15 protein-coding genes and 4 pseudogenes are annotated in these 25,034 nt (G+C 68.6%); 8 read left to right on the top strand and 11 right to left on the bottom strand.

Features of this window, described 5'->3' with window-relative positions:
* Positions 1–9 precede the first annotated feature (9 nt).
* Complete coding sequence (locus JNO44_RS07080) at positions 10–1,062, bottom strand: M4 family metallopeptidase (protein ID WP_205362344.1); 1,053 nt, start codon at positions 1,060–1,062, stop codon at positions 10–12.
* A gap of 211 nt (positions 1,063–1,273) precedes the next feature.
* Here JNO44_RS07080 and JNO44_RS07075 point away from each other — a divergent pair, with 211 nt between their 5' ends.
* On the top strand, positions 1,274–2,623 hold the full coding sequence (locus JNO44_RS07075) for an alkaline phosphatase family protein (protein WP_205362342.1): 1,350 nt from the start codon (positions 1,274–1,276) through the stop codon (positions 2,621–2,623).
* 577 nt (positions 2,624–3,200) lie between these two features.
* Here the strand turns inward: JNO44_RS07075 and JNO44_RS07070 are convergent.
* Complete coding sequence (locus JNO44_RS07070) at positions 3,201–3,776, bottom strand: CGNR zinc finger domain-containing protein (protein ID WP_205362340.1); 576 nt, start codon at positions 3,774–3,776, stop codon at positions 3,201–3,203.
* Positions 3,777–3,858: 82 nt separating this feature from the next.
* Here JNO44_RS07070 and JNO44_RS07065 point away from each other — a divergent pair, with 82 nt between their 5' ends.
* From JNO44_RS07065 to JNO44_RS07055, 3 genes are all read left to right on the top strand, one after another.
* A complete protein-coding gene (locus tag JNO44_RS07065) occupies positions 3,859–5,031 on the top strand; it encodes an epoxide hydrolase family protein (RefSeq protein ID WP_205362338.1) in 1,173 nt (390 codons plus the stop codon).
* Positions 5,032–5,572: 541 nt separating this feature from the next.
* Complete coding sequence (locus tag JNO44_RS07060; protein ID WP_235092569.1) at positions 5,573–5,950, top strand: DUF6193 family natural product biosynthesis protein; 378 nt, start codon at positions 5,573–5,575, stop codon at positions 5,948–5,950.
* Positions 5,951–6,260: 310 nt separating this feature from the next.
* Positions 6,261–7,604, top strand: coding sequence for an endonuclease domain-containing protein (locus tag JNO44_RS07055; RefSeq protein WP_205362336.1), 1,344 nt, complete (start codon positions 6,261–6,263; stop codon positions 7,602–7,604).
* A gap of 196 nt (positions 7,605–7,800) precedes the next feature.
* Here the strand turns inward: JNO44_RS07055 and JNO44_RS07050 are convergent.
* The 5 genes and pseudogenes from JNO44_RS07050 to JNO44_RS07030 all read right to left on the bottom strand — a co-directional run.
* Positions 7,801–7,881 (bottom strand): annotated as a pseudogene (locus JNO44_RS07050) (adenylate kinase); the annotation flags it as partial.
* A gap of 8 nt (positions 7,882–7,889) precedes the next feature.
* Positions 7,890–9,194: pseudogene (secY, locus tag JNO44_RS07045) on the bottom strand (preprotein translocase subunit SecY); the annotation flags it as partial.
* Between the two features lie 307 nt (positions 9,195–9,501).
* Positions 9,502–9,954, bottom strand: a complete 453-nt coding sequence (locus JNO44_RS07040) for a hypothetical protein (RefSeq protein ID WP_205362334.1) — start codon at positions 9,952–9,954, stop codon at positions 9,502–9,504.
* 10 nt (positions 9,955–9,964) lie between these two features.
* Entirely contained in the window at positions 9,965–10,468 is a 504-nt protein-coding gene (locus JNO44_RS07035; protein ID WP_039638587.1) for a SigE family RNA polymerase sigma factor, read from the bottom strand.
* 350 nt (positions 10,469–10,818) lie between these two features.
* Positions 10,819–13,482, bottom strand: coding sequence for a SpoIIE family protein phosphatase (locus JNO44_RS07030; RefSeq protein ID WP_420882622.1), 2,664 nt, complete (start codon positions 13,480–13,482; stop codon positions 10,819–10,821).
* A gap of 409 nt (positions 13,483–13,891) precedes the next feature.
* Here JNO44_RS07030 and JNO44_RS07025 point away from each other — a divergent pair.
* A pseudogene (locus tag JNO44_RS07025) lies at positions 13,892–14,444 on the top strand (flavoprotein).
* A 198-nt stretch (positions 14,445–14,642) separates the two neighbouring features.
* Here JNO44_RS07025 and JNO44_RS07020 read toward each other — a convergent pair.
* Together JNO44_RS07020 and JNO44_RS07015 are read right to left on the bottom strand one after the other, a co-directional pair.
* On the bottom strand, positions 14,643–15,059 hold the full coding sequence (locus JNO44_RS07020) for a YeeE/YedE thiosulfate transporter family protein (RefSeq protein ID WP_205362330.1): 417 nt from the start codon (positions 15,057–15,059) through the stop codon (positions 14,643–14,645).
* Positions 15,059–15,709 carry a YeeE/YedE family protein gene (locus tag JNO44_RS07015; RefSeq protein WP_205362327.1) on the bottom strand — a complete coding sequence of 217 codons (651 nt, stop codon included), beginning with the start codon at positions 15,707–15,709 and terminating at the stop codon, positions 15,059–15,061. Before JNO44_RS07015 ends, JNO44_RS07020 begins: the two co-directional genes overlap by 1 nt.
* Before the next feature lie 1,598 nt (positions 15,710–17,307).
* Between JNO44_RS07015 and JNO44_RS07010 the strand changes: the two genes are divergently transcribed.
* The gene (locus tag JNO44_RS07010; RefSeq protein ID WP_205362326.1) at positions 17,308–18,597 is read left to right on the top strand and encodes a serine/threonine-protein kinase; all 1,290 of its coding nucleotides are present in this window, start codon (positions 17,308–17,310) and stop codon (positions 18,595–18,597) included.
* A 259-nt stretch (positions 18,598–18,856) separates the two neighbouring features.
* On the opposite strand, the pseudogene JNO44_RS07005 reads toward JNO44_RS07010, so the two are convergent.
* Positions 18,857–19,135, bottom strand: a pseudogene (locus JNO44_RS07005) (glycine cleavage system protein H); the annotation flags it as partial.
* Positions 19,136–19,629: 494 nt separating this feature from the next.
* A complete protein-coding gene (locus JNO44_RS07000; protein ID WP_205362324.1) occupies positions 19,630–19,866 on the bottom strand; it encodes a type A2 lantipeptide in 237 nt (78 codons plus the stop codon).
* Between the two features lie 1,930 nt (positions 19,867–21,796).
* Here JNO44_RS07000 and JNO44_RS06995 point away from each other — a divergent pair.
* Together JNO44_RS06995 and JNO44_RS06990 are read left to right on the top strand one after the other, a co-directional pair.
* The gene (locus tag JNO44_RS06995) at positions 21,797–23,020 is read left to right on the top strand and encodes a hypothetical protein (protein ID WP_205362323.1); all 1,224 of its coding nucleotides are present in this window, start codon (positions 21,797–21,799) and stop codon (positions 23,018–23,020) included.
* A gap of 603 nt (positions 23,021–23,623) precedes the next feature.
* The gene (locus tag JNO44_RS06990; RefSeq protein ID WP_205362322.1) at positions 23,624–24,943 is read left to right on the top strand and encodes a PP2C family protein-serine/threonine phosphatase; all 1,320 of its coding nucleotides are present in this window, start codon (positions 23,624–23,626) and stop codon (positions 24,941–24,943) included.
* The last annotated feature ends 91 nt before the right edge of the window (positions 24,944–25,034 follow it).

The raw sequence follows: 25,034 nt of genomic DNA, 5'->3' as shown, positions 1-25,034 counted from the left end.
AGTTCGGGATCAGCCATTGCCGTTGACACCGACCTGCCCCCATGCCTTGCGCACCGCGTCCTCCTCGGTTCCCGGCCCGTACAAGGTGTGTGCGGTCGCCGTGGTGGCTTGAGCGAACGTCGGGAAGTCGGCGTCGGAAGGCAGCGTGCCCGAGGTGAGCGTCTGGTACCAGATGCGTCCGGCCTTCTCCCAGGCATAGCCGCCGAGCGCCATGGCCACCAGGTAGAACGCGTGGTTGGGGATGCCCGAGTTGATGTGCACCCCGCCGGAGTCACGCAGGGTGTTCACATAGTCGGCCATCACCGCGGGCTGTGGGTCCTTGCCCATCAGCGGGTCGTCGTAGGCGGTGCCGGGGGCCTTCATGGAACGCAGTGCCACACCGTTGATACCGGAGACGAGGACGCCGTCCCCGATCAGCCAGTCAGCGTCCTCGGCGGTCTGCCGCAGCGTGTACTGCTTGGCCAGCGAGCCGAAGACGTCGGAGATCGACTCGTTGAGGGCGCCGGACTGGCCCTGGTAGTCCAGACCCCCGGAGTACATGGTGACGCCGTGCGTCAGCTCGTGCGCGATGACGTCCAGGCTCGCGGTGAAGTTCTGGAGGGTTTTCCGGTTCCCGTCGCCGAAGACCATCTGCCGGCCGTTCCAGAGAGCGTTGTTGAAGTTCTGGCCGTAGTGGACGGTGGCATCGAGCGGAAGCCCCGCGCCGTCGATGGAGCGACGCTGGAAGACGTCGTAGTAGAACGTGAATGTACTTCCCAGGCCATCGAACGCCTCGTTGACTGCCTGGTCGGTGGTCGGCGTGTCCTGCTCACCCCTGGTGCGGTTGCCCGGCAGGTCCGTGCTCTGGCCGGCGTCGAAGACGGTGCGGTCAGGCTGGTCGGTGACGAACGGTGGCACGGCGGGCGCCTCGATCGGGACTGCCCGCAGTCGCTGCTGACGCTGCTGGTCGTCGAGTTCCCTGGTGCGCAGGCCAACCTCGCGCACCTCAGGATCGTCGGAGTCGGCCAGGGCGTCGACGATGTGCGGTGGAACGATCGAGCAGACATGGGCGAGATACTTCATGGCACTCACCGTCCCCCGACATCCGGCGGCCTTCCCGGCCCTCGGGCTTGATTCGCCGGCATGGCGCACAGGGAGCGGATCCAACGGTCATCAGGGAGTCACCGACGCCACTGAGCAGGGGGCGGGGCCTGGGACCTACGGTGGGACTGGAACCCTTTTCAGTCGGCGCGGCCTGGACCCTCCGGACCGCCTGATCCGCGGGAGGTGCCAGATGCCGTCGGACTCCGCGCTTCTGGGCCAGATCGACCACCTCGTGGTCCTCATGCTCGAGAACCGCTCCCTCGACAACATGCTCGGGTTCCTCTACACCGAGCAGGACAACCGCTCCCCGTCCGGCCAGCCCTTCGAAGGTCTGACCGGTGCCGAGGCGAATCCGGACGGGAACGGCAGCAAGGTCGCCGTCTTTCGGATCGACGACACCAAACCCACTGCCTACTTCATGCCAGGCTCCATACCCGGCGAGGAATATCACCGCGTCAACAACCAACTGTTCGGTACGCAACAGGTGGACACGCCTGCTCCCGCCGCGACCAACGAAGGCTTTGTCACCGACTTCGCGGAGATGTTCCCGACCAGGCAAGGCAACTCCCCGGGCGTCACCGCGAGCGACATCATGGGCTGCTTCCCCCCGGAAGCCCTGCCCGTACTGTCCGGACTGGCCCGCGGCTACGCGGTATGCGATCACTGGTACTGCTCGGTGCCGACCCAGACCTTGCCCAACCGCGGCTTCGCCCTTGCCGGGACCAGCCTGGGCCTGGTGAGCGACAAGGCATGCATGGCCCAGGTGAAGAACACCCGGCTGATGTTCGACACGCCCAGCATCTTCGGCCGGCTCAGCGGCAAGGAGATCGACTGGGTCGTCTACGGCTACAACCTCCTGCCGCTGACCATGGCCAACTTCCCCGACACCCAGCAGGCCGATGCACAGCACTTCGGCCACTTCATCGACTTCAAGAACGCCTCCGCCGACGGCTCCCTGCCCGCGTTCGCCTTCTTGGAGCCCGCCTGGAAACACGACGGGAACAGCCAACATCCCAACGATGATGTCGCGGCGGGTGAGCAGCTCATTCTCGACGTGTACAACGCGTTGCGCACCGGGCCGGACTGGGCCAAGACCCTGCTGGTCGTCACCTATGACGAGCACGGCGGCTGCTACGACCATGTGCCGCCGCCCGCCGGCGCGACACCGCCCGTTCAGGAGGCCGGAGAGGCCGATTTCGACTTCACCCGGTTCGGGGTACGGGTACCCACCTTGCTGATCTCCCCGCGCATCGAGCCCGGGACCGTCTTCCGCGTTCCCGATGACAGCGTGCCGCTGGACCACACCTCCGTGCTCAAGACCATCGAACAGCGCTGGGACGTGCCCCCACTCACCGCCCGGGACGCCGCCGCCCCCGGCTTCGGAGCAGTCCTGACGTTGGACAAGCCCCGCGACGACAACCCTCTGGACGGCGTCATCGTCCCCGTCCCCAAGGGGGACAACCCCGCCCGGGCCGTGCCCTCCCACCTTGAGGAGATCTACAACAGCCTCGTCGCCCAAGACCTCCTCCCGAACCCCTGAGGGCCGCCGGCCTCCGCGTCGCGAAGTGCCCTTCCAAGCGGAACGGGTGGTGGCCGGCTGCGGGACTCCGGGCAGGTTCCGCACGCGAAAACGGTGGCCGGGGTCGGCGCCATTCCGCTCGCGTGACGCCCACCGAGGTCGGCGAGGCGGACGCGCCTGACGATCCGGTCAGCGCCGGCGATGACGCCGCTCTCTTCGACGTGCGCCCCGTCTTGGCGGACCCTGACACAAAGCGGTCCCGGCTTGCCGTGCACACCGGCTTCAGCGGTGTTCTGCACGTCCGACTGACCAGCCTCAGCGCTCCTGACAGCCCGCCGCGACGAGATCGCCGCGGCGGGCGAGGGCGCATCCGTCACCGCCAAGCTGTACAACTATGCGGACATCAAGTGGCGTGATATCCATGCCCGCGTACGCGGCCACAGGGAGGCGGAGAGCTGCGAGCCGACATCTCGGGTGGGGCCGTGTCGTTCGTCCTGCCCCACAACGCGGGCATCGTGGCGTGGCAGGAGTCGCAGGTGCGCGCTTTCCGCCAGGCCGGCTCCCAGAACAGGAAGACCTAACGGAGTCCTACCAACGATCAATCCACCGCTCTGAGGTTTTTGCGCTGGTTGGCATTGAAGCGCGCTTTCTTTTGGCGATTCCCGCACGTGTTCATGTCGCACCATTTGCGGGTGCGGCTTTGACTGGTGTCGAAGAAGGCGGCTTGGCAGGTCGGCGAGGCGCACAAGGCCAGTTTTCCGTCGCGTTCGCCTGCGACGATACTGATCGCGTCGGCGGCGATCACACCGAGGGCGTCTTCCACGCGGGAAGCCGAGCTGAGCCGCCATCGCCGCTGCCCCTCGGGCGTCAGGACAGCCGCGGCCCGCCCCCGAGCGCTGCAGTCATTGATGACTTGGACGGCCGACGCAGGGAGAGCGTCCTGGATCGCGGCCGCTGTCGCGACGGCGTGAATCGACTCCCTCAGTTCCCGAGCGAGGTCGAGTTGGGCAGCGGTGCAGGAGCCCACGGCGAGGCCGTTCACCACCAGCCAGTCGACGAGCCGTTGTGGCGTGGGAATGCGCTCCACGGCGTCGCCATGACGCTCCGACAGAGTCCCCGTGAAGCTGGTGGCCAGCACCTTACCGAGGCGGAAGTCAGGGAACTCAGCACGCATGGAACCACCTTAGCCGGTTGCGGCGTGACGCGGACGACTGCTAGAACCGTCTTAGCCGGTTCTGCGATGGCCAGGAGGTCTCATGCCCCGTCCCACCCGCGACGTGCAAGCATGTGAAGCCCACGCGACTGACGCCGACCTCGACGATCTGCGCGCGCGACTCGCCGCGGCGCGGCTACCGGAGGCCGAGACGGTCTACCGCGCCGCGCCCGACCCTCGCCGATGGGAACAGGGCGTCCCTCTCGCCGACCTCGTCGATGTCGTGAACTACTGGCGCACCGAATACAACTGGCGGACGTTCGAAGAACGCCTCAACCGGATCGGCCAGTTCCGCACAACCATTGATGATCTGGGAATCCACTTCCTGCACCGCCGATCCGCGCGCGCGGATGCCACTCCTCTGATCTTGACGCACGGCTGGCCAGGCAGCATTGCCGAGTTCATCGATGTGGTGGACGAGCTGGCGGATCCGAAAGATGCGGACGCGCCGGCGTTCCATGTCGTGGTCCCGTCGCTACCGGGCTTCGGTTACAGCGACAAGCCGGCCACTACTGGGTGGGGAACCGAAAAGATCGCGGCCGCATGGGTGGAACTGATGGGAAGGCTCGGCTACAGCACGTTCGCAGCCCACGGCGGCGACTGGGGAGGCAATATCACCACGGTTCTCGGCGGCAGGTTCCCGGCGCACGTTCTCGGCATCCACACGACGTTCGCGGAGGGGCCGCCCGGGTTGACGACGGACGGGCTGACGGCGGTCGAGCGCAAATGGACCGAGGAAACCCGCGATTTCTGGCGCCACCGCGCGGCGTACGCGAAGCAGCAGGCGACCCGACCGCAGACCATCGGCTACTCGCTCGTCGACTCACCGGTCGGGCTTCTCGCCTGGATACTCGACAAGTTCGCCGAGTGGTCGGACACCGAAGACAGCCCGTTCGAGACGATTTCCAGAGACCGCGTTCTTGACAACGTCACCCTGTATTGGCTGATGCGGACCGGAGCGTCGTCGGCCCGCATTTACTACGAAAGTCACAACTCGCTCGATCCCGACCTGCGGGTCGACGTCCCGTCAGCAATCACTGTGTACCCCCGCGACATTGAGAAGTATCCGCGCGCCTGGGCACGGGAGCGGTACCGACAGATCGTCCGATGGAGGTCGCCTGAAAACGGGGGACATTTCCCGTCGCTGGAGGTTCCCGAGTATTTCGTCAAAGATCTACAAGAGGGCCTCGCGGCAGTGCTGGCCGCTCATCGGTGAACGCGGATGGGTGCCGGCAATCGATCACCGACTGATCCGGCTCAAGGCGTTGCCCGACGGCTTCCAGACCGAGTTCATCGAGACGGCGGGACGTGTCTCGGTCAGGGCGCGGAGAAGATAGCGTCGACATCTCCCTCCACCTCGGCGGCAGGACCACCGGAAGTCTCATCCCCGACCTGCTCACCGGCGCCGGCGGCGGAGCGGCGGCGATGGAGCACTGGCTCGGTCATCGACCGGAAGTGTCACCGCAGTGGCGATGCGAGGTGTTGCTCGCGGTCCGGACCGGCGAGGAGGTGTTGAGTCTCCTGGCTGGACGTTCGGCCGGGCAGTTTCGAGGAGCTGGCGGAGACGCTGGATGCGACGGCGAAGGCGGGCATCGCTTCCCGCACGAATCGGGCGCTCAGCTGGGGAGAGTGGGCCGAGCGGGGGCGCTAATCCTGTTCCAGCGTGGGCAGCGGAGTCAGGGGACGACCTTGAGCTGGGCCAAGAGTTATCACCGCGAGCTGGCCGAAACCTTTCGGTGTCGAGCAGAATGCGAGACATGACGGAGGGCGTACCCGAGGAAGACATCATCGAAGCCGCGTGGCAGAAGCTGCTCACTGCCCATCGTGTGGACGGCCGGTTGCTACGTGCCGCCTACGCAGAGCCCCGACTACGGCAACTGTTCCCCTGGGTCGGCATGGGCGAGCTGCACTTCAGCCGGTGCACGGAACTGCGTTGGACCTGGGACGTCCCGTTCATCGCCCCGATGATGGGCGGCGGATTCCTCGTCAGCGGGCCCTCACGGTCCCAGAGCGTCGGCCCCGCCCCGACCGCGGAGGCTGCCATCGCGATGGTGGTCGAACGACTCCCGCCGGGCTGCGGTCGAGCCTTCGTTGGCACGCCAGAGGAACTGGCCGAAAAGGAACAGTCGGAGTAGTCGGAACGGATTTCGCCCCCAAGCGCCGGCCGCCGCGCGGGCCACGACAACCTCCTCCCCCCTGCTCCTCAAACTCAACAAATGTCGGAAACCGGCACGTTGTGGCATCTGTTCATATGGCAGAGCTCCACCCGCCCGGGAGCGAAGCCGCTCCACGTTCCGGCGCAGGCCGCCAGCGCTGTCTCCGGAAGGAATCATGCTGGCCACCGCCAGCAGCACTGAAGGCTGCGACATCATCACCCCTCGCGGCCCTGGCTGACCGAGGCGCCTGGAGGCCCGTTGCCGCGTTGTGGGCCGTTAGCCTGTCGGTATGTCGGAGCGTGTCATGCCCGGTCGTACGGACGGCCTGATCGCCCTGGGCGTCGCGGACGCTTTGTGGGTCGAGTTGACGGCTGCCAGTGCTGTGCCGACGGCTTCGGGGGCATTCACCTGCTCTCCTGCCCATTCCCGGGTGGGGTACGTCCTGCTCGGCGGCCATGTGGTGGCGACGGTGAGGGCGAGCGGTGGCCAGTGGAGTGTTCCGGAGGCTGAGGTGCGTCGGGCGGCTGCGGAACTGAACGCGGTGCGCATGGATAGGCAGGACCTGGTCCGTATCGGCCCGTTTGGTGGGGCGCCGAGGCAGGAGTGCCACGAGGAAGCGCCGCTGCGTTGGCGCCAGCGCATCACGCGGGAACTGCGGGAGCTGGGCGGCCCCGAGCGGGCAGCGCAACGTGAAGTCAGCCGGCCTCACCATCTGGCGGGGATCGACTGGCGACAGATGCTCGTGGAGCAGACCCGCGACGGGACGCAGCGGACGTGGTGGCTGCCGCGCGCCGTGGTCAGGCTGCTCGATGCGGCCGAGCACGCCGAAACGCAGTGGGTGCAAGCCGCGCGAACCCACCAGGCAAGAGCAGCCGACGCCGAGCCGCCTTCCCGCCCCCGGCAGGCCCGAGCCGCCGACGGTCCGCAGACGACGAGCCCAAACGTCCCCACCGCCGCACTGCGCCCGTACGACGGGGAGTTGGAAGGCCAGCTGTACTCGGTGCTCAGCAGGAAGCCCGGTACCTCCCGCACGGTGGCCAGGTGGGCGTGTGCCGTCTGCCGCGCAGCGCCCGCCGCCGTCCTCGATCACTGCCACGAACACGGCTACGTCCGCGCCCCCGTCTGCCAGTCCTGCAACACCCAAGAACGCCCCGACCACCTGTACAGCAACGACATCCGCGTGGCGAACCGCTACAGGCGCCTCTTCCACACCGACACAGACGACTGGCTCCGCCACTGGCACCGCTGCCCCGGCTGCCGCACACGCACCACCCTGCCCCTGCCACACCTCGCCGCATGGACCGCCCACATAGCCTGCCGCTCGCTGCGCCCCACCCACCGCGCACCCGGCGGGCGCAAGCCCTGCGGTGTCCTGCGCGTGTCCTGGACGGGCAGTTGGCAGGCTTCCCGTTCCTGTCTGTTCACTGTCGCCGTCGACTTCTGCCCCTCCGGCGAGCACCGTGTCCTGGCGCGGGTCCCCTACCGCGAGGCCGCCGAGCGATTTCGTGCCTGGTTGGCCGAGACGGTCCCTGCCGTGGCCGCCGCGGCCGGTCCTGATCGCTTGGACGGCCTCCCTGCCCAGTCCCGGCCAGTCATCGCAGACACCAGCGGCGAGGGTCTGGCACTGTTCTGAGCGGGCATCGGCAGACCTGTCGGTGCTGGCGATTGTGGCTTGTCAGGGCTACCGAGGCGCGAGCGCCGGCGCCGGATCTCTGCCGCCCGCGCACACCACTGTCCGTGGGACGCGGATTGCTCCGGCCACGGCAGTGGGCCGGGTGCGGGGACGGCCGGCGGGCAGGCGGATGTGCACCTTCGTCAGGGCGGGGATGAATCTCTAGGATCGCCAGGTCCTTGGCAAGGTACGCGGCCTGGGTACCCTTGCCGGTCTCCGGAGGTCCGACGAGGACGATTCGCGTCGGCGGAGGAACCCTCCGTAGTTGCGCTGCTGAAGTTGGCTTTCGATCTGTTTCACGGTCTCCAGGCCCACACTCACGATGATGAGGATGCTCGTCCCGCCGAACGGGAAGTTCTGGTTCGCGTTGAACAGCACCAACTCCATTGTGGGTACGAGTGCGATCAGCCCCAGGTACAGCGAGCCCGGCCACGTGATCCGGTTGAGCACGTAGCTGAGGTACTCGGCCGTCGGGCGGCCAGCCCGGATGCCCGGGATGAAGCCACCGTGCTTCTTCATGTTGTCGGTGACTTCTTCGGGGTTGAAGCTGATGGCCACGTAGAAGAAGGCGAAGAACACGATGAGCAGGACGTACGCGGCGAGGTAAACGGGGTGGTCTCCCTTGGCGAAGTTGGTGGCGATCCACCTCGCCCAGGCCGCCTTCGACCCGCTGAACTGAGTGATGAGCGCCGGGACGGAGAGCAGCGACGACGCGAAGATGACGGGAATCACACCTGCCTGGTTCACCTTGAGCGGGATGTAGGTGGACGTACCGCCGTAGGAACGGCGCCCGATCATGCGCTTCGCGTACTGCACCGGGATGCGCCGCTGGGCCTGTTCGACGAAGACCACCAGGGCGACCATTGCCAGGCTCACCAGGATCACCGCGAAGAACGCGATCCAGCCGTCGGCGAGTTTGCCGGTGAGCTTGATCTGCCACAGTGCGCTCGGGAAGCGGGCGGCGATCGAGATGAACATCAGGATCGACATGCCGTTGCCGATGCCGCGGTCGGTGACCAGCTCACCGAGCCACATGGCCAGGCAGGTGCCGGCGGTCATGGTGATGACCATCGTGATGGTGGTGAAGACCGAGTCGTTGGGCACGATCTGGCGCGGGCAGCCCTGGAAGAGCGAACCGGCGCGGGCGGCGGTCACCAGGGCGGTGCCCTCCAGGGCGGCGAGCGCCACGGTCAGATAGCGGGTGTACTGGGTGATCTTCGCCTGGCCGGACTGTCCCTCCTTCTTGAGGGTCTCCAGCCGCGGGATCACCACGGTCAGCAGCTGGAGGATGATGCTCGCCGTGATGTACGGCATGATCCCCAGCGCGAAGATCGTGATCTGCAGCAGCGCTCCACCGCTGAACATGTTCACCAGGCCGAACAACCCGCTGTTGGCGTGGGTCCGAGCCATGCAGAACTCGACGTTCGCGTAGTTCACCCCTGGGACCGGGATGTGCACTCCGATCCGGTAGAGCACCTTGATGCCCAAGGTGAACAGCAGCTTCTTGCGCAGGTCGGGCGTCTTGAACGCTCGGGCGAACGCGGTGAGCACGGTGCCTCCTGCGCCTCCCGCCACGCTTAGGGCCGGGAGGCGACGGTCTTGAGGATCGACGAATACGTAGCGGCTGTACCGCGCGGAGCTCGCCCGCGCGGCGGGTTCCGAGGCAGGGCTCGGTGGCCGACTTGGTTGCCCGGGGTGCGGTGCGCGCGCAAGCGAAGTCGCCGTCTCCCTCACGCCAGGTGTGCGGACGCTGGGCTTGCGGACACACTCATCGGGACCGCTTGAACGCGGCCAGGGCGCTACCTGACGGTCGAGGTTCGGGCCGGCGTCGGAACCGGTTCGCAGGTTGAGGGACGGGTTACGGCATCGGCAGTGGACCGGTGGTTGAGGCGCAGGTCGGCGTCGGAACCGGCTTGGGGGGTGATGTACGGGTGGGCATCGGGGGCTCGGAGGGCGAGGGGCGATACGGCGTCGGCACCGACCGGGTGGTTGACGTGCAGGTCGGCATCGGCGCCTGTGGGGCAGTGGGCACGGGGCGGGGCGCCGACGGCGTCGGGACCGACTCCGCGGGGGTGCCGGGGCGGCGCTGAGGGCCGGTGGGGTCGTCCTGCGCGAAGGCGCTTGGCAGGACCATCAGTCCGACTCCGAGCCCGGCAACGGTCAGCACGGATCCGGTGGCCGTCCAGGCCGCTCGGGCCCGCCGGCGTGCGCGAACGCCGGCGTGCAGTCGGTCTCGGTGCCGGTCCTCATAGAGCGTGTCCTCCTGGCTGTCGCGCATCACCCGCGCCAGCTCCTGCTCGAAGTGATCCATAGCTCCCTCCTCACTCCACCGGCTCTGCCTCAGCCAGAAGCTGACGCAGCCGTGCAACGCCGCGGGTCGTCAGTGAGCGGGCGGTACCCACCGGACAGCCCAGCACTTCCGCGACATCTCGCTCGGGCAGGTCCTGGTAGTAGCGCAGCACCACCGCAGCCCGCTGCCGTGCCGGCAGCAACGCCAACACGGCCTCCAACCGGGTCTGTTCGTCCACGGCAGCGGTCTCGTCCGCCACCTCGGGCGGGTCGGGCAGCTGGTCCACAGGGTGCTCGCCCCACCAGCGACGCCGTGCCGAGCGAGCCGCGGCACGGGCCAGGACCCTGCGCACATACGCCTCGGGCGCCTGCTCGGCCACCTTCGGCCAGGCGAACCACAGTTTGACGAGCGCTTCCTGCAGCAGATCCTCGGCCCGGTGTCGGTCTCCACCGGTGAACAGCCGCGCCAGGTGAAGCAACGCCGACCACCGAGCCGCCACGAACCGGTCGAACTCATCGGCCCGCAACTGCCCCATCAGCGTCCCCCCTCACCTCAACACGCCCCTACACCTTCCATAAAGGCACTGGCCCCTGCCCCGCTATGCACCCCCGATGGGTGACGTGGCTCACACCTAACGCCCTGGCCGTGCCAACGGTGCGGCCCGAGCCGGCGTCCTGACGATCACCGCCCCGCCAGTCAGTCGCCGGACAGGCTGTCCTGGACGTACTGGACGACGTTCGCCTCCGGGCGGAACAGGCCCATCATGTACCGCGAGAAGATCGTGCCTCCCATGGAAGACACGGGCTGACTTCCGACCAGATCGCCTGCTCTCGCCCGCCCTCGCCGACATCGTTCGTTCTCAGGGCGCGGACCGCTCTGCCTCTGTCAGGTCACCGCCTGCTCGGCCCAGATGACCTTGCCCCGGGCGACGTAGCGGGTGCCCCAGCGTTCGGCGAGCTGGGCGATGAGGAAGAGGCCGCGGCCGCCCTCGTCCTCGTGGGCGGCGTAGCGCAGGTGGGGTGAGGTGCTGCTGGTGTCGGTCACCTCGCAGATCAGAGTCCGGTCGTACAGGAGGCGGACCTTGATCGGGCCGGGGGCGTAGCGGATGGCGTTGGTGATCAGTTCGCTGAGGATCAGCTCGGTGGTGAACGTCTGCTCTGCCAGCCCCCAGTCCGTCAGTTGTCGGGTGACGTCGGCGCGGGCGCCTGCCACGGCCGAGGGGTCGGACGGCAGGTCCCACTCGGCGATGCGGTCGGGATCCATGAGGCGGGTGCGGGCGACGAGAAGGGTGATGTCGTCGCTGCGGCGGTCGGGTTGCAGCGTGCTGATGACGACGTCGCAGGTCTCGTCCGGTGGGCGGGAGGGGTGGGCCAGGGTCGTGCGGAGGATTTCCAGTCCGGTGTCGAGGTCGTGTTCGCGGTCCTCGACGAGGCCGTCGGTGTAGAGGACGACGCTGGCGCCCTCCGGGAGCCGTAGGTCCACGGCCTCGAAGGGGAGACCGCCCACGCCGAGCGGTGGGCCTGCGGGGAGCTCGGTGAATTCCACGGTGCCGTCGGGGTGGACGACGGCGGGCGGCGGATGGCCGGCCCGGGCCATGGTGCAGGTTCCGGTGGTGGGGTCGTAGAGGGCGTAGAGGCAGGTGGCGCCGGTGATGGTGAGTTGGTCCTGCGCCGGGCCCGTATCCGTATCCGTATCCGGGTCCGAGTCCGTATCTGTTGCCGTGTCCTGGTCGATGCGGTCGACCAAGTCGTCGAGGCGGGCCAGGAGTTCGTCCGGTGGCAGATCCAGGGCCGAGAAGTTCTGTACGGCGGTGCGTAGCCGACCCATGGTGGCGGCTGCGTGCAGGCCGTGGCCGACCACGTCGCCGACGACGAGCGCGACCCTGTATCCGGGCAGCGGGATGACGTCGAACCAGTCTCCGCCCACTCCGGTCCGGGCGGGCAGATACCGGTAGGCGACGTCGAGGGCGGTCTGTTCGGGCAGCACGCGGGGGAGCAGGCTGCGTTGGAGGGTGACGGCCATGGCGTGCTCGCGGGTGAAGCGGCGCGCGTTGTCGATGCAGACGGCCGCGCGCGCCGCCAGCTCCTCGGCCAGGGTCAGGTCGTCTTCCTCCAGGGGTGGGCTTTCCCGCATCCGCCAGAAGTTGGCGACACCCATCAGCACACCGCGCGCCTTGAGCGGCACGGTGATCAGTGAGTGCAGGCCGTGCTCGATGACGATCCGCGTGCGCTCGGGGTCTCCCGCGCGCCATTCGGAGGCGGCGGGCAAGTCGGTTACGAGCACGGGCTGTTCGCTGAGGAAGACGGTGGCCATCGGCGTGGCGGGGGCGTACCGGTACACCTCGCCCACTCGGTACTGCGGATGGGTGAACGTACCGCTGAGCGCCACGCGACGCAGCTCCGGCGCCTGCGCGTATGCGCCGGGCGGCGGCTCGTCACCGCGCAGGACGGGCTCGGCGAGGTCGACGGTGACGTAGTCGGCGAACCAGCGGGCGGCCACCTCGGTGAGCTCCTCGGCGGTGCGGGTGACGTCCAGGGTCGTGCCGACGGCCACGCTCGCCTCGTAGAGCAACCGCAGCCTGCGCTGGGCGGCCTCGGCCTTCCCGGCGAGGGCACGCAGCTCGGTGGAGTCCCGCAGAGTGGCGACGCTGCCGGGCGGGCCGCCGTGGCGGTCGGTCGACCGGTTGTTCACCGCCAGGAGACGGTCGCCGACGGGGAGCACCTCGTCGGAGGCATCGTGCCGGGAGAGCAGCAGCTGTGTCGTCCTGGGGTCGAGGCCGAGGCTGTCGACCTGCCGCCCCTCCACGTCCGGGGGCAGAGCGAGGAGCCGGCGCGCCTCGTCGTTGGCGAGTACGACTCGGCCCTCGTCGCCGACGATGACCACACCCTCGCGCACGGCGTGCAGCACCGCGTCGTGGTGCTCGTACATCCGCGTCATCTCGGCCGGCCCGAGACCGTGGGTCTGCCGCCGCAGCCGCCTGCTGACCAGGGCCGTCCCGGCCGTGGCCAGGGCCAGTGCGCCGGCGCCGGCAGCGATGAGGAGCGGGAGCAGCCGGTTGGCGGAACCGCTGATCTTGCTCATCTTGAGCCCGGACGCCACCATGCCCACGACCCGGCCCCCGTCCATCACCGGGACGACGGCCTGTATCTCCTCGCCGACCGGACCCTGGAGGCTTTCGATGGTGACGTGGCCGGCCAACGACGGTCCGATGGTGCCGATGAACTTCTTGCCGATCCGTTCCGGCCGCGGGCTCGAATAGCGGATGCCGTCCCGGTTCATGACGACGATGAAGTCGACATTGCCTGCCTTGCGGGCCGCTTCGGCGAGCGGCTGGAGTACGGAAGCCGGGTTCGGGCTCCGCAGCACGGTGGGCAGGCCGGGGGCGTGGGCGAAGCTCTCGGCGGCGGCCAGCGAGCGGGCTCGCGCCGCCTGGAATCTGTCGTTCCGAGCCAGCAGCGCCAGCGCGGCCACCCCCGCCGTGACGAGCAGCACGATGATCAGCACCTGCAGCACGAACATCTGCCCGGCGAGGCTGCTCATGATCACCATGGGCCGGGAACGCCGCTTCGGCGGCTCCGGAGAGCCTGGCGGCCGCTGTCGACGCTCACGCGAGGAGCGGCCCGGGATTCGGGCCATGCCCCTTGTCTAACCTCGCTCCGGCGCGGACGGCAGACACCACGCCGGGCACTCGCACGGCTTGCCCAGTCCTGCGTCCCGCCCAGTCCCGTCAGTCCCGGTCAGTCCTGCGCGGTCCGCCTCGCGCCCCACCGGATGAGCCCGTGGGTGGAGCTGTCCTCGGGAGTGCAGGTGGTCCGGCCGTACGTCCAAGACCGGTCTTGCAGTCCCTGCGGTCGCAGCAGCGATACCAGCAACATGGTGAATCGCGTGGCCGTCCAGGGCAGCCGTCGGCCGAGCGTCGTCTGGGCCTGGGCCTGGGCCTCGCGGTGGCGGAGGACCGGTGGTCGAGCCGTACGCAGGTGCCGTCCTCGATGGAGGGGGCCGGGCGCAGGCCGCCAAGGTCGCCCAGGTCGCCGGGGACGTGGGCGTCATCACCACCCCACAGGGCCTCGGCTTCATAGACACGACGGCGATCGAGGCGCAGACCGGCTGTCCCATCCGTCCCCAAGCTCTCAACTGCGTTCGAGCAGGGGCCCCCTTGCCTGGCGCTCACCCGGTGCCCCGCCCCCTGCCGCCCGCCGACGCCGTTGCGGTCGCCCCGGCCACGTTTCAACACGATCAACAAGTGGGCTGTCGGGATCTCCGACACCCTGGCCCTGGGCATCCCGTGTGAGGCGTACGGGTTCGGCATCCCCACCGCTGTCCTGCCGTACGTGAACTCGGCACAGGCCGCCCACCCCGCGTACCGGCAGAGCTTGGACCGGCTGCGCGAGATGGGCGTCCTGATCGGGGTGTACGAGCCTCCCCGGCCCAAGGCCGACGGCGGTGTCGACCGCTTCCACTGGGAGGAGGCGCTGGAACTGCTCACACCCCAGCTCTCCAGCCAGATCTGATAGAGCCGTCACGACTCAGCCGCTGACCACGCGCGCTTCTTCGTCCTCTGGCCGGGCTCCCATGACGGCAGGGCTCCCCTGACGGCCCGGGTTCGGCGCCGCCCGGTCCCGGGTGTGCACGGGCTGCCGCAGGCCGTCGGGGAGATCGTCAAGGCGAGAGCCCCAACGTTCATGGCTCGTGTCGGTGGGCGTGCTTGGTTACAGCCCGCAGGAGCCGCGGTCGAGGTGGAAGTATCGGGCGTTGGCCCATCGGCACAGCCGGATACCGACGATGACGCCGAGGATTGTGATCAGGGCAGGCAGGTATCCGCTGGCGACCTGGATGATCGGGATTGCAGGGCACCCACCTGAGATCGCCCAGCCCGTACCGAACAGCACCGCGCCGGGGATCACACCGGCATGGATGCGCCCAGGGGTGCGGCGGACCCGCAGCAGAGCGAACGCGCACACGATGATCACCACAGCACCCGCGAAGGACAGGAACATGCGCAGGTCCTGGAAGGTGAACATGCGGTTCAGCTCGGCGTAGTCGCCGAAGCCGATGTTGGTGACGGTATAACCGAGGGCCAGTCCGGTGATGACGGTGGCCAGCAGAATCGCGCCCCGTGTGCGCATCAGATCACCTTCCACAGGAGGAACGACACCGCGACGGCGGTGCCGAAGAACACGGCGGTCGCGACGATGCTGACCGGCCGTAGTCGGCCGCAGCCGCTGAGTCCGTGGCCGGAGCTGCACCCACCGGCCAGCCGAGTGCCGAAGCCGACCAGCACGCCTCCCACGAACAGCACGGCGATCATGGTGGTCGGATTGGCGGTGACCAGGTTCCGAAACCCCGGGCCCATGTCGTGGCGGAGGTGGAACCGTCCGGAGGTGACCGCGGCGATGAATCCACCGAGGAAGATCGACATCAGCAGGGCAGCCTGAGTGACCAGCGGGGCCGGGCGCAGGCTCGTGGCTGACGGGCGCTCACTCGCTGCCGGTTCGGTGTCGGCTTCGAGCGGCTGCGACTTCCCGCACGGTTCCTGCGGCACAGCGGACGCGTCGGTGCCGAAGTGCTCCGCCGTAGCTGCGGCGAGCGCCTCGGCGAGAGCCTGGTCGTCGGTGAACTCCTCGTCCATTCGCTCGAGTTGGCGTTCGCGGCGCCAGTGCACCACGCGATCCCATGCGGCCGACACCCCCAGAGACCGATCGGTGATGAGGGTGTGGTTGATGGTGACCAGAGCGAGCCCGATAGCGCCCGCCCACCAGGGCCAGTAGGTACTCATGCGGGTCCTCCCATCCAATCGGCAAGTCGAGCCCACCAGCCGCGCTTTGAGCCGGGCGCAGCGAGGCTGTCTGAAGGTCGGGCAAGCTGTGGGGACGGTGACGGTTGGTCATGCCAGGCAGCCGCTGGCGTAGGTGTTTCCCCGAACTGGGCCATGGCTTCCGGTATCGCGGTTCCAGGTCCTGGCCGCTCATGTGGCCGGGTCGGTGCCGGCTGGGGCCGGGACGCGGTCTCGGGTGACCCCGGAGCGGGCCGTGGCGGCGGGGGCTGCCGGGGGACCGCCACCGGGCTGGTGGCGCCGGATCGGTCCATCTCGGTCGGGGCTTCGAGGTGTCGCGCGCGGGCTCCGTTGGGCAGCAGGCTGATCGGCACGCGTTCGCCGGTGAGTGACATCTGGTAGCGCGCGCAGCCGAGCCATCGATCCGCGCTGTCGCAGTAGTATTCGCGCCAACCTTGCAAGCTCGCCCTAAGTAGGGGGAAAAGGGGGCATCCTGTGGCGTGAGAGCAACTCATGTTGCTCCTTCCTGATCGGCGCACCACCCCTTCGGGGAGAGCGGTTGCCGTTCTCGATTCCTGCCCTCGCTCTGCCTGGTTGACGCTCCGAAAGCAATGCGGTGAAGGGCGGTGACAATAAGGCGCTGTGCCTCCATTCCTTGATCGGCCGCGATGCAACCATTGTTTCGGTGTTCCGAGCAACTCGGGGAGTTTTTCCAAACAGGCCACTTGGCGCTACTTGGTGAGATACTCTCCGCGACGGATATGCAGCGCCTGTCTCTCATGTCCGGATATCCGCGATCGTCAGCGAGGCCGTTTGGGCCGTGATTCGACTGCGTGAACGTGGCCCGCGCTGGCGCCAGTTAGCTGTATATGGAGGGGGTGTAAATTCTAGAGTTTCTTGTGGTGATGATGCGAATGTCGTGGATATCGAACGAAGGGCCAAGGGAGGGCAATCATGTGTCAACGTGCTGTCTGTCGGTCGTGCCGGAAGCTGACCTATGAGGGCTGCGGGAGACATGTGGACCAAGTGCTCATGGGTGTGCCAACGGCTCAGCGGTGCCTGTGTGAGCCCGCGGAACGCAAGCGTGCGCGCGCAGTGGAGGCGACGACTCGATCGGAATCGGTGCCCGCCCGACAGGGCGGGGCGTCGCGACGCACGCATGCTTCTGGGGGCCCCGGGAGTCCACCGGGTCGATCGAGGGGCGGCTGGTGGGCTCGGCTCGTCGATTGGGTGAAAAGCCCGGCATGAGGCACTCATCTGAGTGCGCTCGCTTTGGGGCCCTTGAGCCCAAGGTGTTCGGGTCACTCCCTTCAGCGCGCTGTGCCCCTGGAATGTCACTGGTGGCGAGAGAGGGACACCAAGCCAGCGCTCTTGTGAAGAGAGCGACTTGAGGCCGTCACAACTCAGCCGCCAACCAGGCACGCATCCTCGTCCTCCGGCGGGACTGCCCGCAGTAGCCGGGCTCTGCGCAGCCCGGAAAGACAAGGTTGCAGGGCCGGTAGGCTGTGGCCGCTGCGGCACCCCACACCTTGGTTCGCGCCCCACGGTGAGTCATGGCTTGCGGCGATCAAGACGTCTTTGGGCATGAGGATGAAGAACACGTGCTGATAGCGGGCCGATACCGGCTGCGAGACACCATCGGGCGGGGCGCGATGGGGGAGGTCTGGCGGGCCTTCGACGAGACGCTCGGCAGACCGGTTGCCGTGAAACTCCTGCTCCCTCACGACTCCGACCCCACCGCGCCCTCCCGTTTCCGGCTGGAGGCGCAGACCGCCGGAAGCCTCAGCCACCCGCATGTGGTCGCCGTTCTCGACTTCGGCGAGCACGAAGACCGTCTGTTCCTGGTGATGGAGCTCGTCGATGGGGGCAGCCTCGCGGACCAACTCGCCGTCTCCGGACCGCTACCCGCCGAGCACGTGACCCATATCGCCGCACAGGCCGCCCTTGGGCTGGTCGCCGCGCACCGGCAGGGCATCGTGCACCGGGACATCAAGCCGGCCAACCTCCTGCTGGGCGCCGACGGCACCCTGAAGATCGCCGACTTCGGCATCGCCCGCTTCCTCGACGACTCCGGTGCCGCGCTCACCGCCACCGGTCAGATCGTCGGCACCAGCCTCTACCTCGCGCCCGAGCGGGCCCTGGGCCGCACCGCCGGGCCGGCATCCGACGTGTACTCCCTGGGCTGCGTGCTCTACCAACTCCTCACCGGCCGACCACCGTTCCAGGCGGACAGTGCGCTCGCGGTGCTTCATCAGCACCTCGATGCCGCCCCCGTACCTCCCTGGCAACTGGGCGTCGATCTGCCGCCCGCCTTCGAGAGCTATCTGCTCGGCCTGCTGGCGAAGGAGCCCGAGAGCCGACCCACGGCTGACGAGGTGGCGGACTGGTTCGGGCGCGGAGCCTGGCGCGGTGCGCGGGAGCCGCTGCCGAGCGAACACCAGCGCCACGGCCGCCCGGACCGGCCGCACGTCACCGGCTCAAGGGCCGCCGCCCCGGCAAGCTCCCACTCCGCTCCCACCGCCCACTCCGACCGTGCCTTCGCCCCGGTGACGAACACCGAGTGGCAGACGAGCGTGCACCGGTCGGCGACCCGCCGCGCACACCTGCCGTTCCTCCGCCGTTCCCCGCTGGTGGCTGTGCTGGGCGGCGCCGGCATCTTCACCGTGGCGTTGCTGGTGGGCATGGTGTGGTTCTCGCCCGGCACCGGCTCGGCGCAGGGGCCGCAGGCCAACCCGTCCGCGAGCACGAGCCCCGCCACGCCGTCCCCCTCGGCGTCATACGAGACTGCTTCCTCCCCTCCGGCACAGCTTGCCGAGCAGAAGCCGGAGAGGGCCCCCGAAGTCAAACCAGGCCCCAAGAAGGCCGGCAGGCCCGGCAAGCACAAGCACTGACAGGGGCCGGAGCCCGGATCCTCACACGGTCTGCTCGCCTGGCTCCTGTCGCCCCACCTGTTGGGGGGCGAATGCGTAGTCCCTGAAGATGCGCCCGAGTCCGTCCGGTTGTTCCCGCGCATCGAAGAACTCGCCAAGAAGCCGGTGGAGCGCGGTCAGGGTCGCGGTGTCGGCCTGCTGTGTGAGCGGGGGGACGCATCCGCCGTGGGCGGGGGTGGTCGACGAGAACAGGCCAGGTCGGGCGCACTTTGAACAGCTAACCGCCCTCGAATGGAGTGGAGTTGACCACCGCCGGGTCGTCCACGACGTTCTGGTTGGCAGCGACGACCTCACCGGTCACCGGGGAGTGCAGGTCGCTCACCGCCTTGGTCGACTCCGGCTCGCCGCAGGTCTCGCCCGCGGTCACGGTGTCACCGACGTCCGGAAGCTGCACGAACACGACGTCGCCGAGCACGTTGGCCGCGTGCTCGGCGACGCCGATCGTCGCGACGCCGTCCTCGGCAGCCGACAGCCACTCGTACTCCTTGCTGTACCGCAGCTGCTGGAGGTCTCATTGCCTGAATTCTCTTGCACGCAGGGGCCATTGGCGGGCGCCGACGGGGGGAAATGGTGAGCAGGGGGAGAGCCTCGTGGAGTACTTACTGGTCACACCTGAAGGCGGTTGCTGACCGGCCGCTGGGCTCGCTGGCCGAGTCCGATGACGCCATCCATCCGTGAAGCCATGTCGCTTGAGAAAACCAAGAGGCGGCGTTCTCAAGCGACATGGCAACCCCGTAGGTCAGCGGCCCACCTCTGCCAGATGCGCTGCGACAGGGCATTCGCCGTCGGGGCAGATGTTTCGAGGGTGTGCCACTTCTGGTGAGACTGAACCGTGTGCCATCGCCGTGAGATCGCGGAAACCTACTGGTCAGGAGATCGGCGTATGCCACAAGCCGCGAGCTCCCACACTCGCCAACACATCACCGGCGGGGGAGTGGCCAGGCCCCGGGTTGTCCAGCAGCGCACAGAGGACTGTCGGGGCCTATTGGTGCGTCAGAGCCCGGCTATGCCGGAAAAGCTGGCCTGGCCCGAGACGGGGCCGGTGACCTGGATTCCGCCGCCGCCGCTGATCGCGCCGCCGGGCAGCCCCGGCAGTACCGGCAGTCCGGGCAGGCCCGGGAGCGCGGACGTGCCGTCTTGAACCATGTCGCCGAGAACGCCGCCGGAAACGCCGTCCAGGTCGGCCTCGGGAATCTCTCGGGTCTCGACGGGAGTGAAGTCGTTACGCATGACTGTCCTTTCCATTCGTGGCTTGGCGCGAGAGCAAACCATGTCGACCGGTTGTCCGGCGACCCCGGCTCATCGGTAATTTCTGCCGAGGTTCCCCATATCCCCACATGCCGACCCGTGGGACCGTTCACGGGATCACGGAAACTCCTTCACGCTCCTTTCGAGATCCGACGCCCGTGGCCGGTTTGCGGCGCCATCGCCGTCGGAAACCGGTGGGACATATCGGCATTCGAGCCCGGCCAGGGCGCGGCGGGCCCGGGTGATACGAGGAGTCCGTGACCTTCCTGTGCGCTTCGCGGATGCTGCCCCCAAGGAAATCCACCCGCACCGCCTCCGACGCAGCCTTTCCCGCCGCCATCGGCCGCATCGGCACCGACACCCTTCCCAAGCAGCGACGTCGGCCGCTACAGCCAAGTCGTGAAGGCCGACGTCACGCAGGCCCCGAACCAACCAACAGAGACCCTCCTCAGGGTCGGGCCGCTCGTGCGTCGTGACTCACCACGGCCGACCCCGGATGATTGCTGCAACGTGTCTGGGTCTCAGCCGCAGAGAGCCAGCCACGATGCTCGGGAGCCGTGACGAGCCCCCGACACGTGTGGAGTTCAGCCCCGCCGGCCTCGGCGACGCCGCTTTGTCCTTCTCCCGGGGGGCGGGCGGCGCTGCGCTGAAGCGGGCGTGTCTGGCCGGGTGGGTGGTCGTTGATCGAACGTTGGATGGTTCGCCCGTCCGACTCCGGCTCCCTGCCATGGCGCGGTGCTGGGTGGGGGGGCTCGTCGGTCCCGATCAAGCGTCTTGCCGGTGCGCTGAGTTGGCGCTCGGGGCTGCCGTCCGTTCTGGGGATGTGTGCGCCGCTCATTGGCGGGTGTCGTGCAGGGCGGCCGTGTTCAGCGTCGTCGGGTTGGTACGGGATTGCCCGTCGCGATGCGTGGTGCGGTGCAGCTGCCTGATGACTGGAGGGCTCCACACGTTCGGAGCCCTCGCAAAGTCCTTCATGGCCGCTGGTTGCCAGCCACAGCAGCAGCGGTCGTTGGGCTCAGCGGCGCGTACTGCGTCGGCTTGGCTCGGGCGTGGCCTGGGTGGCGACCATTCGAGGCTGCGGCGGAGCGAGACGCGGCTGTGCTTCTCGACTGCTGCGGGCCCTCGCTGCTTGCCCCCGAGGGCTGGGGGCGTGGTGTTCGCCGAGGCGGCGGACGCGCCAGGTCAGTGCGCGGGCGGGGTTGCGGGCGTCGTCCCGTGTGCGCTGGCCCAGAGTCTGGTCGAGGACGGTGACTGCGTTGTGCCCGGCGGCTTCTGCCTCGGTGAGCATCGCGGCGAGTGCGTTCCAGGCTGGGCCGTTGAGGATGCGTTCGGCGTGCTCCGGTACCGCCTCTTGGAGGTGGCTATCCCCGTTCGGACGGGGCAGCGGGAGAAAAGGGAAGCTCCGATGGCCTGCGAGCCGGGCACATCCAGCACGTACTCACCGTCACGGCCCCCGACCTCATCCGCACGGACGCCTGGCTGACCCAGACCCCGCTGGCCAGGACCAGAACTTCTGGCTTCACGAGCTTCGCCCCGCATAACGCACCGCCGAATTCGCCAACGGTGTCCCCGGTCGGGATGACCCGGTGAAGTGATGGGTGAGCGCGCCAGTCACCATGTGCGGCACCGGTGATGACCCTGCGCGCTCGTCCAGTCCGGCACGGACACGCGATCGCTTGGATCACGGACTTCGGTAAAGTCCCCGGCTCGTAGGGGCATTACGGGGGCAGCAGTCGATTGACCGGGCCCTGCCGTGTGACTGAGAGGCTGGTCGTTCGTGAGATACACAAGGGCATCGTCGGCTGCGGCAACGGTGCTGGGGTTGTTGGCACTTGCGGCCTGCGGCGGGTCCGGTGGCGGAAGCAAGGGCGCAGGCCCGGAGGCGACGCGTCCCGGTGGGAGTCAGCAGGCGTTGAAGTTGAAGGTGCCGGTCCCGCAGGCGTTCGACAGCACCGAGGGCTGGCAGGAGGCCCTCCCGTGGGTCCCGGAGGATGCCACCGGCCGGCCCTATGCCGCAGCGTCGGGCGCCGGGGTCGTCGCGCTCCTCAAGAAGCAGGGGAGCTCGTACATCCTGGAGGCCCGCGACGAGGCAACGGGTGCGCTGCGGTTCGGCAGCAAGCCCTGGCATCCGCCGAAGCCGCAGGAGATCACGGGCAAAGCCGTCGTGGAGACCCCAGGCGTGGAGACCGTCAGGCAGGACGGCCGCGAGTACTTGGCCGTCTGGGCGCAGGGCACGGACAGTGGCGACGCGCTCTCCAAGCCCCAGCAAGTGGTCGAGGTGGACATCTACCCCGTCGACACCTCCGGAGCCTCCGCCTCCCCCGCACATGTGGTGCAGGTGCCGGTCGACACATACTCGGGCGTGGCGCGGGCGCGCGACGGCGGAGCGGGGCTGCTGGTCAGCACGGACAGTGGCGACGAGTCCGTCTCCGTCGACATGCGGACCGGGCACCTGAAGCACTACCCCAACACCACAAAACTCGGCGAGCCCACGTGCGGGGCGATCGCTTGCGTCACCAGCGAGGTCAAGGCGCTGACCGCGCGCGGGCCGGTGCTGGCCAACTCCGTCGGCGGGTTCGGTGTCCCTGGTGTCTGGAACTCCAGCCGGGTCGTTCCGCACGGTGCCTCGACTCACGACTATGAGCAGTACAAGAGCACCGCCCACTTCGCCGTCTCCGGCCATCTCGTCGCGTCCTGGACCGCTGCGGACAACGGGGACGACATATGGGCCGTGCACAACGCCGAGACCGGCAGGGTCGAGGCTTCGACACGGTGCTCGCCAAGCGATCTGTCGGAAGGGGACACCCCCAGCGCGTTGTCGTTGAACGGCCGTTACCTGCTGGCCGGACCGCTCGCGTTCGACCTCACATCGGGCAAGGGCTACTGCTTCGCGGGAAGCAAGGCCAGTCGCCAGATCCTGCTGCTGTCTGCCGACGACGACGGACAGGCGTACGGCGTCGCCCAGGGCGACGACACCGCCGCCGGTGCGCCTGTGGCGGTGTCGTTGAGCACAGGGCATCCGAAGCCGTTGGCGCACGGAGCGCAACCGCCCTTCCTCTCCCTTCGCACGGTCGGTGCCTTCTCCCCGCCGGCGGACGGCCCCGGCGTGTTGTTCGCCTTCCTTCGTCGTCAATGAAATACGTCCGGGAAGGGGAGGCATACCGGATGCCTCCCCTTCCGGCCAGGCGGAGGCGTCCAGGCTTGTCGGCGACCGGCCGCTCCTCGCCAGCGGAAGTCCGGTGTCCTTCGCTGGCCACGGTCCTCGGCAGTGGGTGTCCGCCGATCCGCACTGTTGTCAGGGAGACTTCACGGGGGCGCCGGGGGTGTCGGCTGTCCCCGCGATCAGCCCCGGTACGGCGGCGTGATGCGGGACTCACTTCCGGGCGGTGTATGGGGACTTTCCACTGTCGCCATTCGCTGGAAACCCGCAGGTCAGAGGGATCCCGTACGTGCACCGCAGCGGCCGACCGCAACGCGCGGTAGCGGCAGCCACCTTTTGGTCCGACGCTCCGACGCTCCGAGGATCTTCGGAGTGAATGGAGCGACCGGCGCGGGTGGCCGGTCGGCACGGCACCGGCATACGCCTGGTGGCCGGCGAGCCGGACGTCTGGGCTCCGCAGCGGCGGCGGGAGGCGGTCGTCTTCCTTATGGTGGACACCAAGGCGCCCACGCCGCCGGCACCGAGGCATGCGCCGTCCAGATCATGGTCTGGCAGGGCAGTGGCAGGAAAGAGCCGCACATGGAGCAGGGAGAGGACCCGCTGCCGCTCGCGCTGCGGCTGCGCCTGGACGCCGAGTGGGACCGTGTCACCGAACGGCTCCGCACCCTGGCCGACGCCCAGGAACAGTTCCAGGGGCTGCTGGACGCCGCGCTCACCATCAGCCGGGAGCTGGAGCTGCCCGTGGTGTTGCGCCGCATCGTCAGCACCGCGATGGACCTGGTCGGCACACGCTACGGCGCGCTGGGCGTGCTGAACGAGCAGCACACGGGCTTGTCGGAGTTCATCCCGGTCGGCCTCACCGACCGGGAGGTGGCCGAACTGGCCGGTGTCGGGCAGCCACAGGGCCGGGGGCTGCTGGGCCATCTGATCCGCCACCCCGAACCGCTGCGGACCGACAACGTCCCCGCCCACCCCCACGCCGCCGGCTTCCCGCCCGGACATCCACAGATGCGCACCCTGCTCGGGGTGCCGATCAGCGTGCGCGGCGAGATCTACGGGGACCTGTACCTGGCCGAGAGGCTGGACGGGCAACCCTTCGGCGCCCACGACGAGCGTGTGGTGCTTGCCCTGGCCAGCGCCGCGGGCGTGGCCATCGACAACGCCCGCCTCTTCGAGCAGGTGCGCGCCGGAGCCGAACAGTTCCAGCGCCTGCTCCTGCCCCACCTGCCCGACCTGCGGCCCTTCACCGCGTCCGCGATCTACCGACCGGCCACCGCCCCCGGGCTCCTGGGCGGGGACTGGTACGACGCCGTCCTGCTGCCCGACCACGCCTGCGCGGCCGTCATCGGCGACGTCGTCGGCCACGACATGCACGCTGCTGCCGCCATGGCACAGACCCGCAACATGCTGCGCGCCCTGCTCTACGAACGGTGCACCCCGCCCAGCGCCGTCCTCGCCCAGCTGGACCGCACCCTGTGCGCGATCACCGACAACCCCGTCACCACCGCCTGCCTGGCCCGCATTGAACCCGGGGGCAACGCCTGGACGCTGCGCTGGAGCACCGCAGGCCACCTCCCACCACTGTTGATCACGCCCGACGCCCGGACCGAGTATCTGCACGCCGACCCCGGCGTCCCCCTCGGCGTCGACATCGCCCAGCCCCGCCCCGACCACACCCACCCCCTGCCCGCCGGCGCCACCGTGATCCTCTTCACCGACGGGTTGGTCGAACATCCCCAGGACTCCCTCGACGCCGGTCTGAACGTCCTCGCCCGCATCGCCACCGCTCACGCCGAGCTGCCCCTGGACGAGCTCTGTCAGACCCTGGCCGACCAACACCCCGGCGACGGCCACGACGATATGGCCATCCTCGCCCTGCGCACCCCACCCCGTGCGTAACCGCACTTCAGCCGGTCAGCGTCCACCGGGCTGCGACCTTCGTCGCGGGCTCTCCTTCCCGCCTACGGTGTGCCGACGGCGTGCGGCCCTC

Origin of the sequence: Streptomyces noursei (assembly GCF_016917755.1) — a bacterium.
Lineage (GTDB): Bacteria > Actinomycetota > Actinomycetes > Streptomycetales > Streptomycetaceae > Streptomyces > Streptomyces yunnanensis.
The sequence above is the reverse complement of the archived record's forward strand: the minus strand, read 5'-3'. Positions and strand labels throughout refer to the sequence as shown.

Coding starts and splice junctions, on each gene's coding strand:
- JNO44_RS07080 (WP_205362344.1), bottom strand. CDS start 1,062: ATGAAGTATCTCGCCCATGTCTGCTCGATCGTTCCACCGCACATCGTC.
- JNO44_RS07075 (WP_205362342.1), top strand. CDS start 1,274: ATGCCGTCGGACTCCGCGCTTCTGGGCCAGATCGACCACCTCGTGGTC.
- JNO44_RS07070 (WP_205362340.1), bottom strand. CDS start 3,776: ATGCGTGCTGAGTTCCCTGACTTCCGCCTCGGTAAGGTGCTGGCCACC.
- JNO44_RS07065 (WP_205362338.1), top strand. CDS start 3,859: ATGCCCCGTCCCACCCGCGACGTGCAAGCATGTGAAGCCCACGCGACT.
- JNO44_RS07060 (WP_235092569.1), top strand. CDS start 5,573: ATGACGGAGGGCGTACCCGAGGAAGACATCATCGAAGCCGCGTGGCAG.
- JNO44_RS07055 (WP_205362336.1), top strand. CDS start 6,261: ATGTCGGAGCGTGTCATGCCCGGTCGTACGGACGGCCTGATCGCCCTG.
- JNO44_RS07040 (WP_205362334.1), bottom strand. CDS start 9,954: ATGGATCACTTCGAGCAGGAGCTGGCGCGGGTGATGCGCGACAGCCAG.
- JNO44_RS07035 (WP_039638587.1), bottom strand. CDS start 10,468: ATGGGGCAGTTGCGGGCCGATGAGTTCGACCGGTTCGTGGCGGCTCGG.
- JNO44_RS07030 (WP_420882622.1), bottom strand. CDS start 13,482: ATGGTGATCATGAGCAGCCTCGCCGGGCAGATGTTCGTGCTGCAGGTG.
- JNO44_RS07020 (WP_205362330.1), bottom strand. CDS start 15,059: ATGCGCACACGGGGCGCGATTCTGCTGGCCACCGTCATCACCGGACTG.
- JNO44_RS07015 (WP_205362327.1), bottom strand. CDS start 15,709: ATGAGTACCTACTGGCCCTGGTGGGCGGGCGCTATCGGGCTCGCTCTG.
- JNO44_RS07000 (WP_205362324.1), bottom strand. CDS start 19,866: ATGCGTAACGACTTCACTCCCGTCGAGACCCGAGAGATTCCCGAGGCC.
- JNO44_RS06990 (WP_205362322.1), top strand. CDS start 23,624: ATGGAGCAGGGAGAGGACCCGCTGCCGCTCGCGCTGCGGCTGCGCCTG.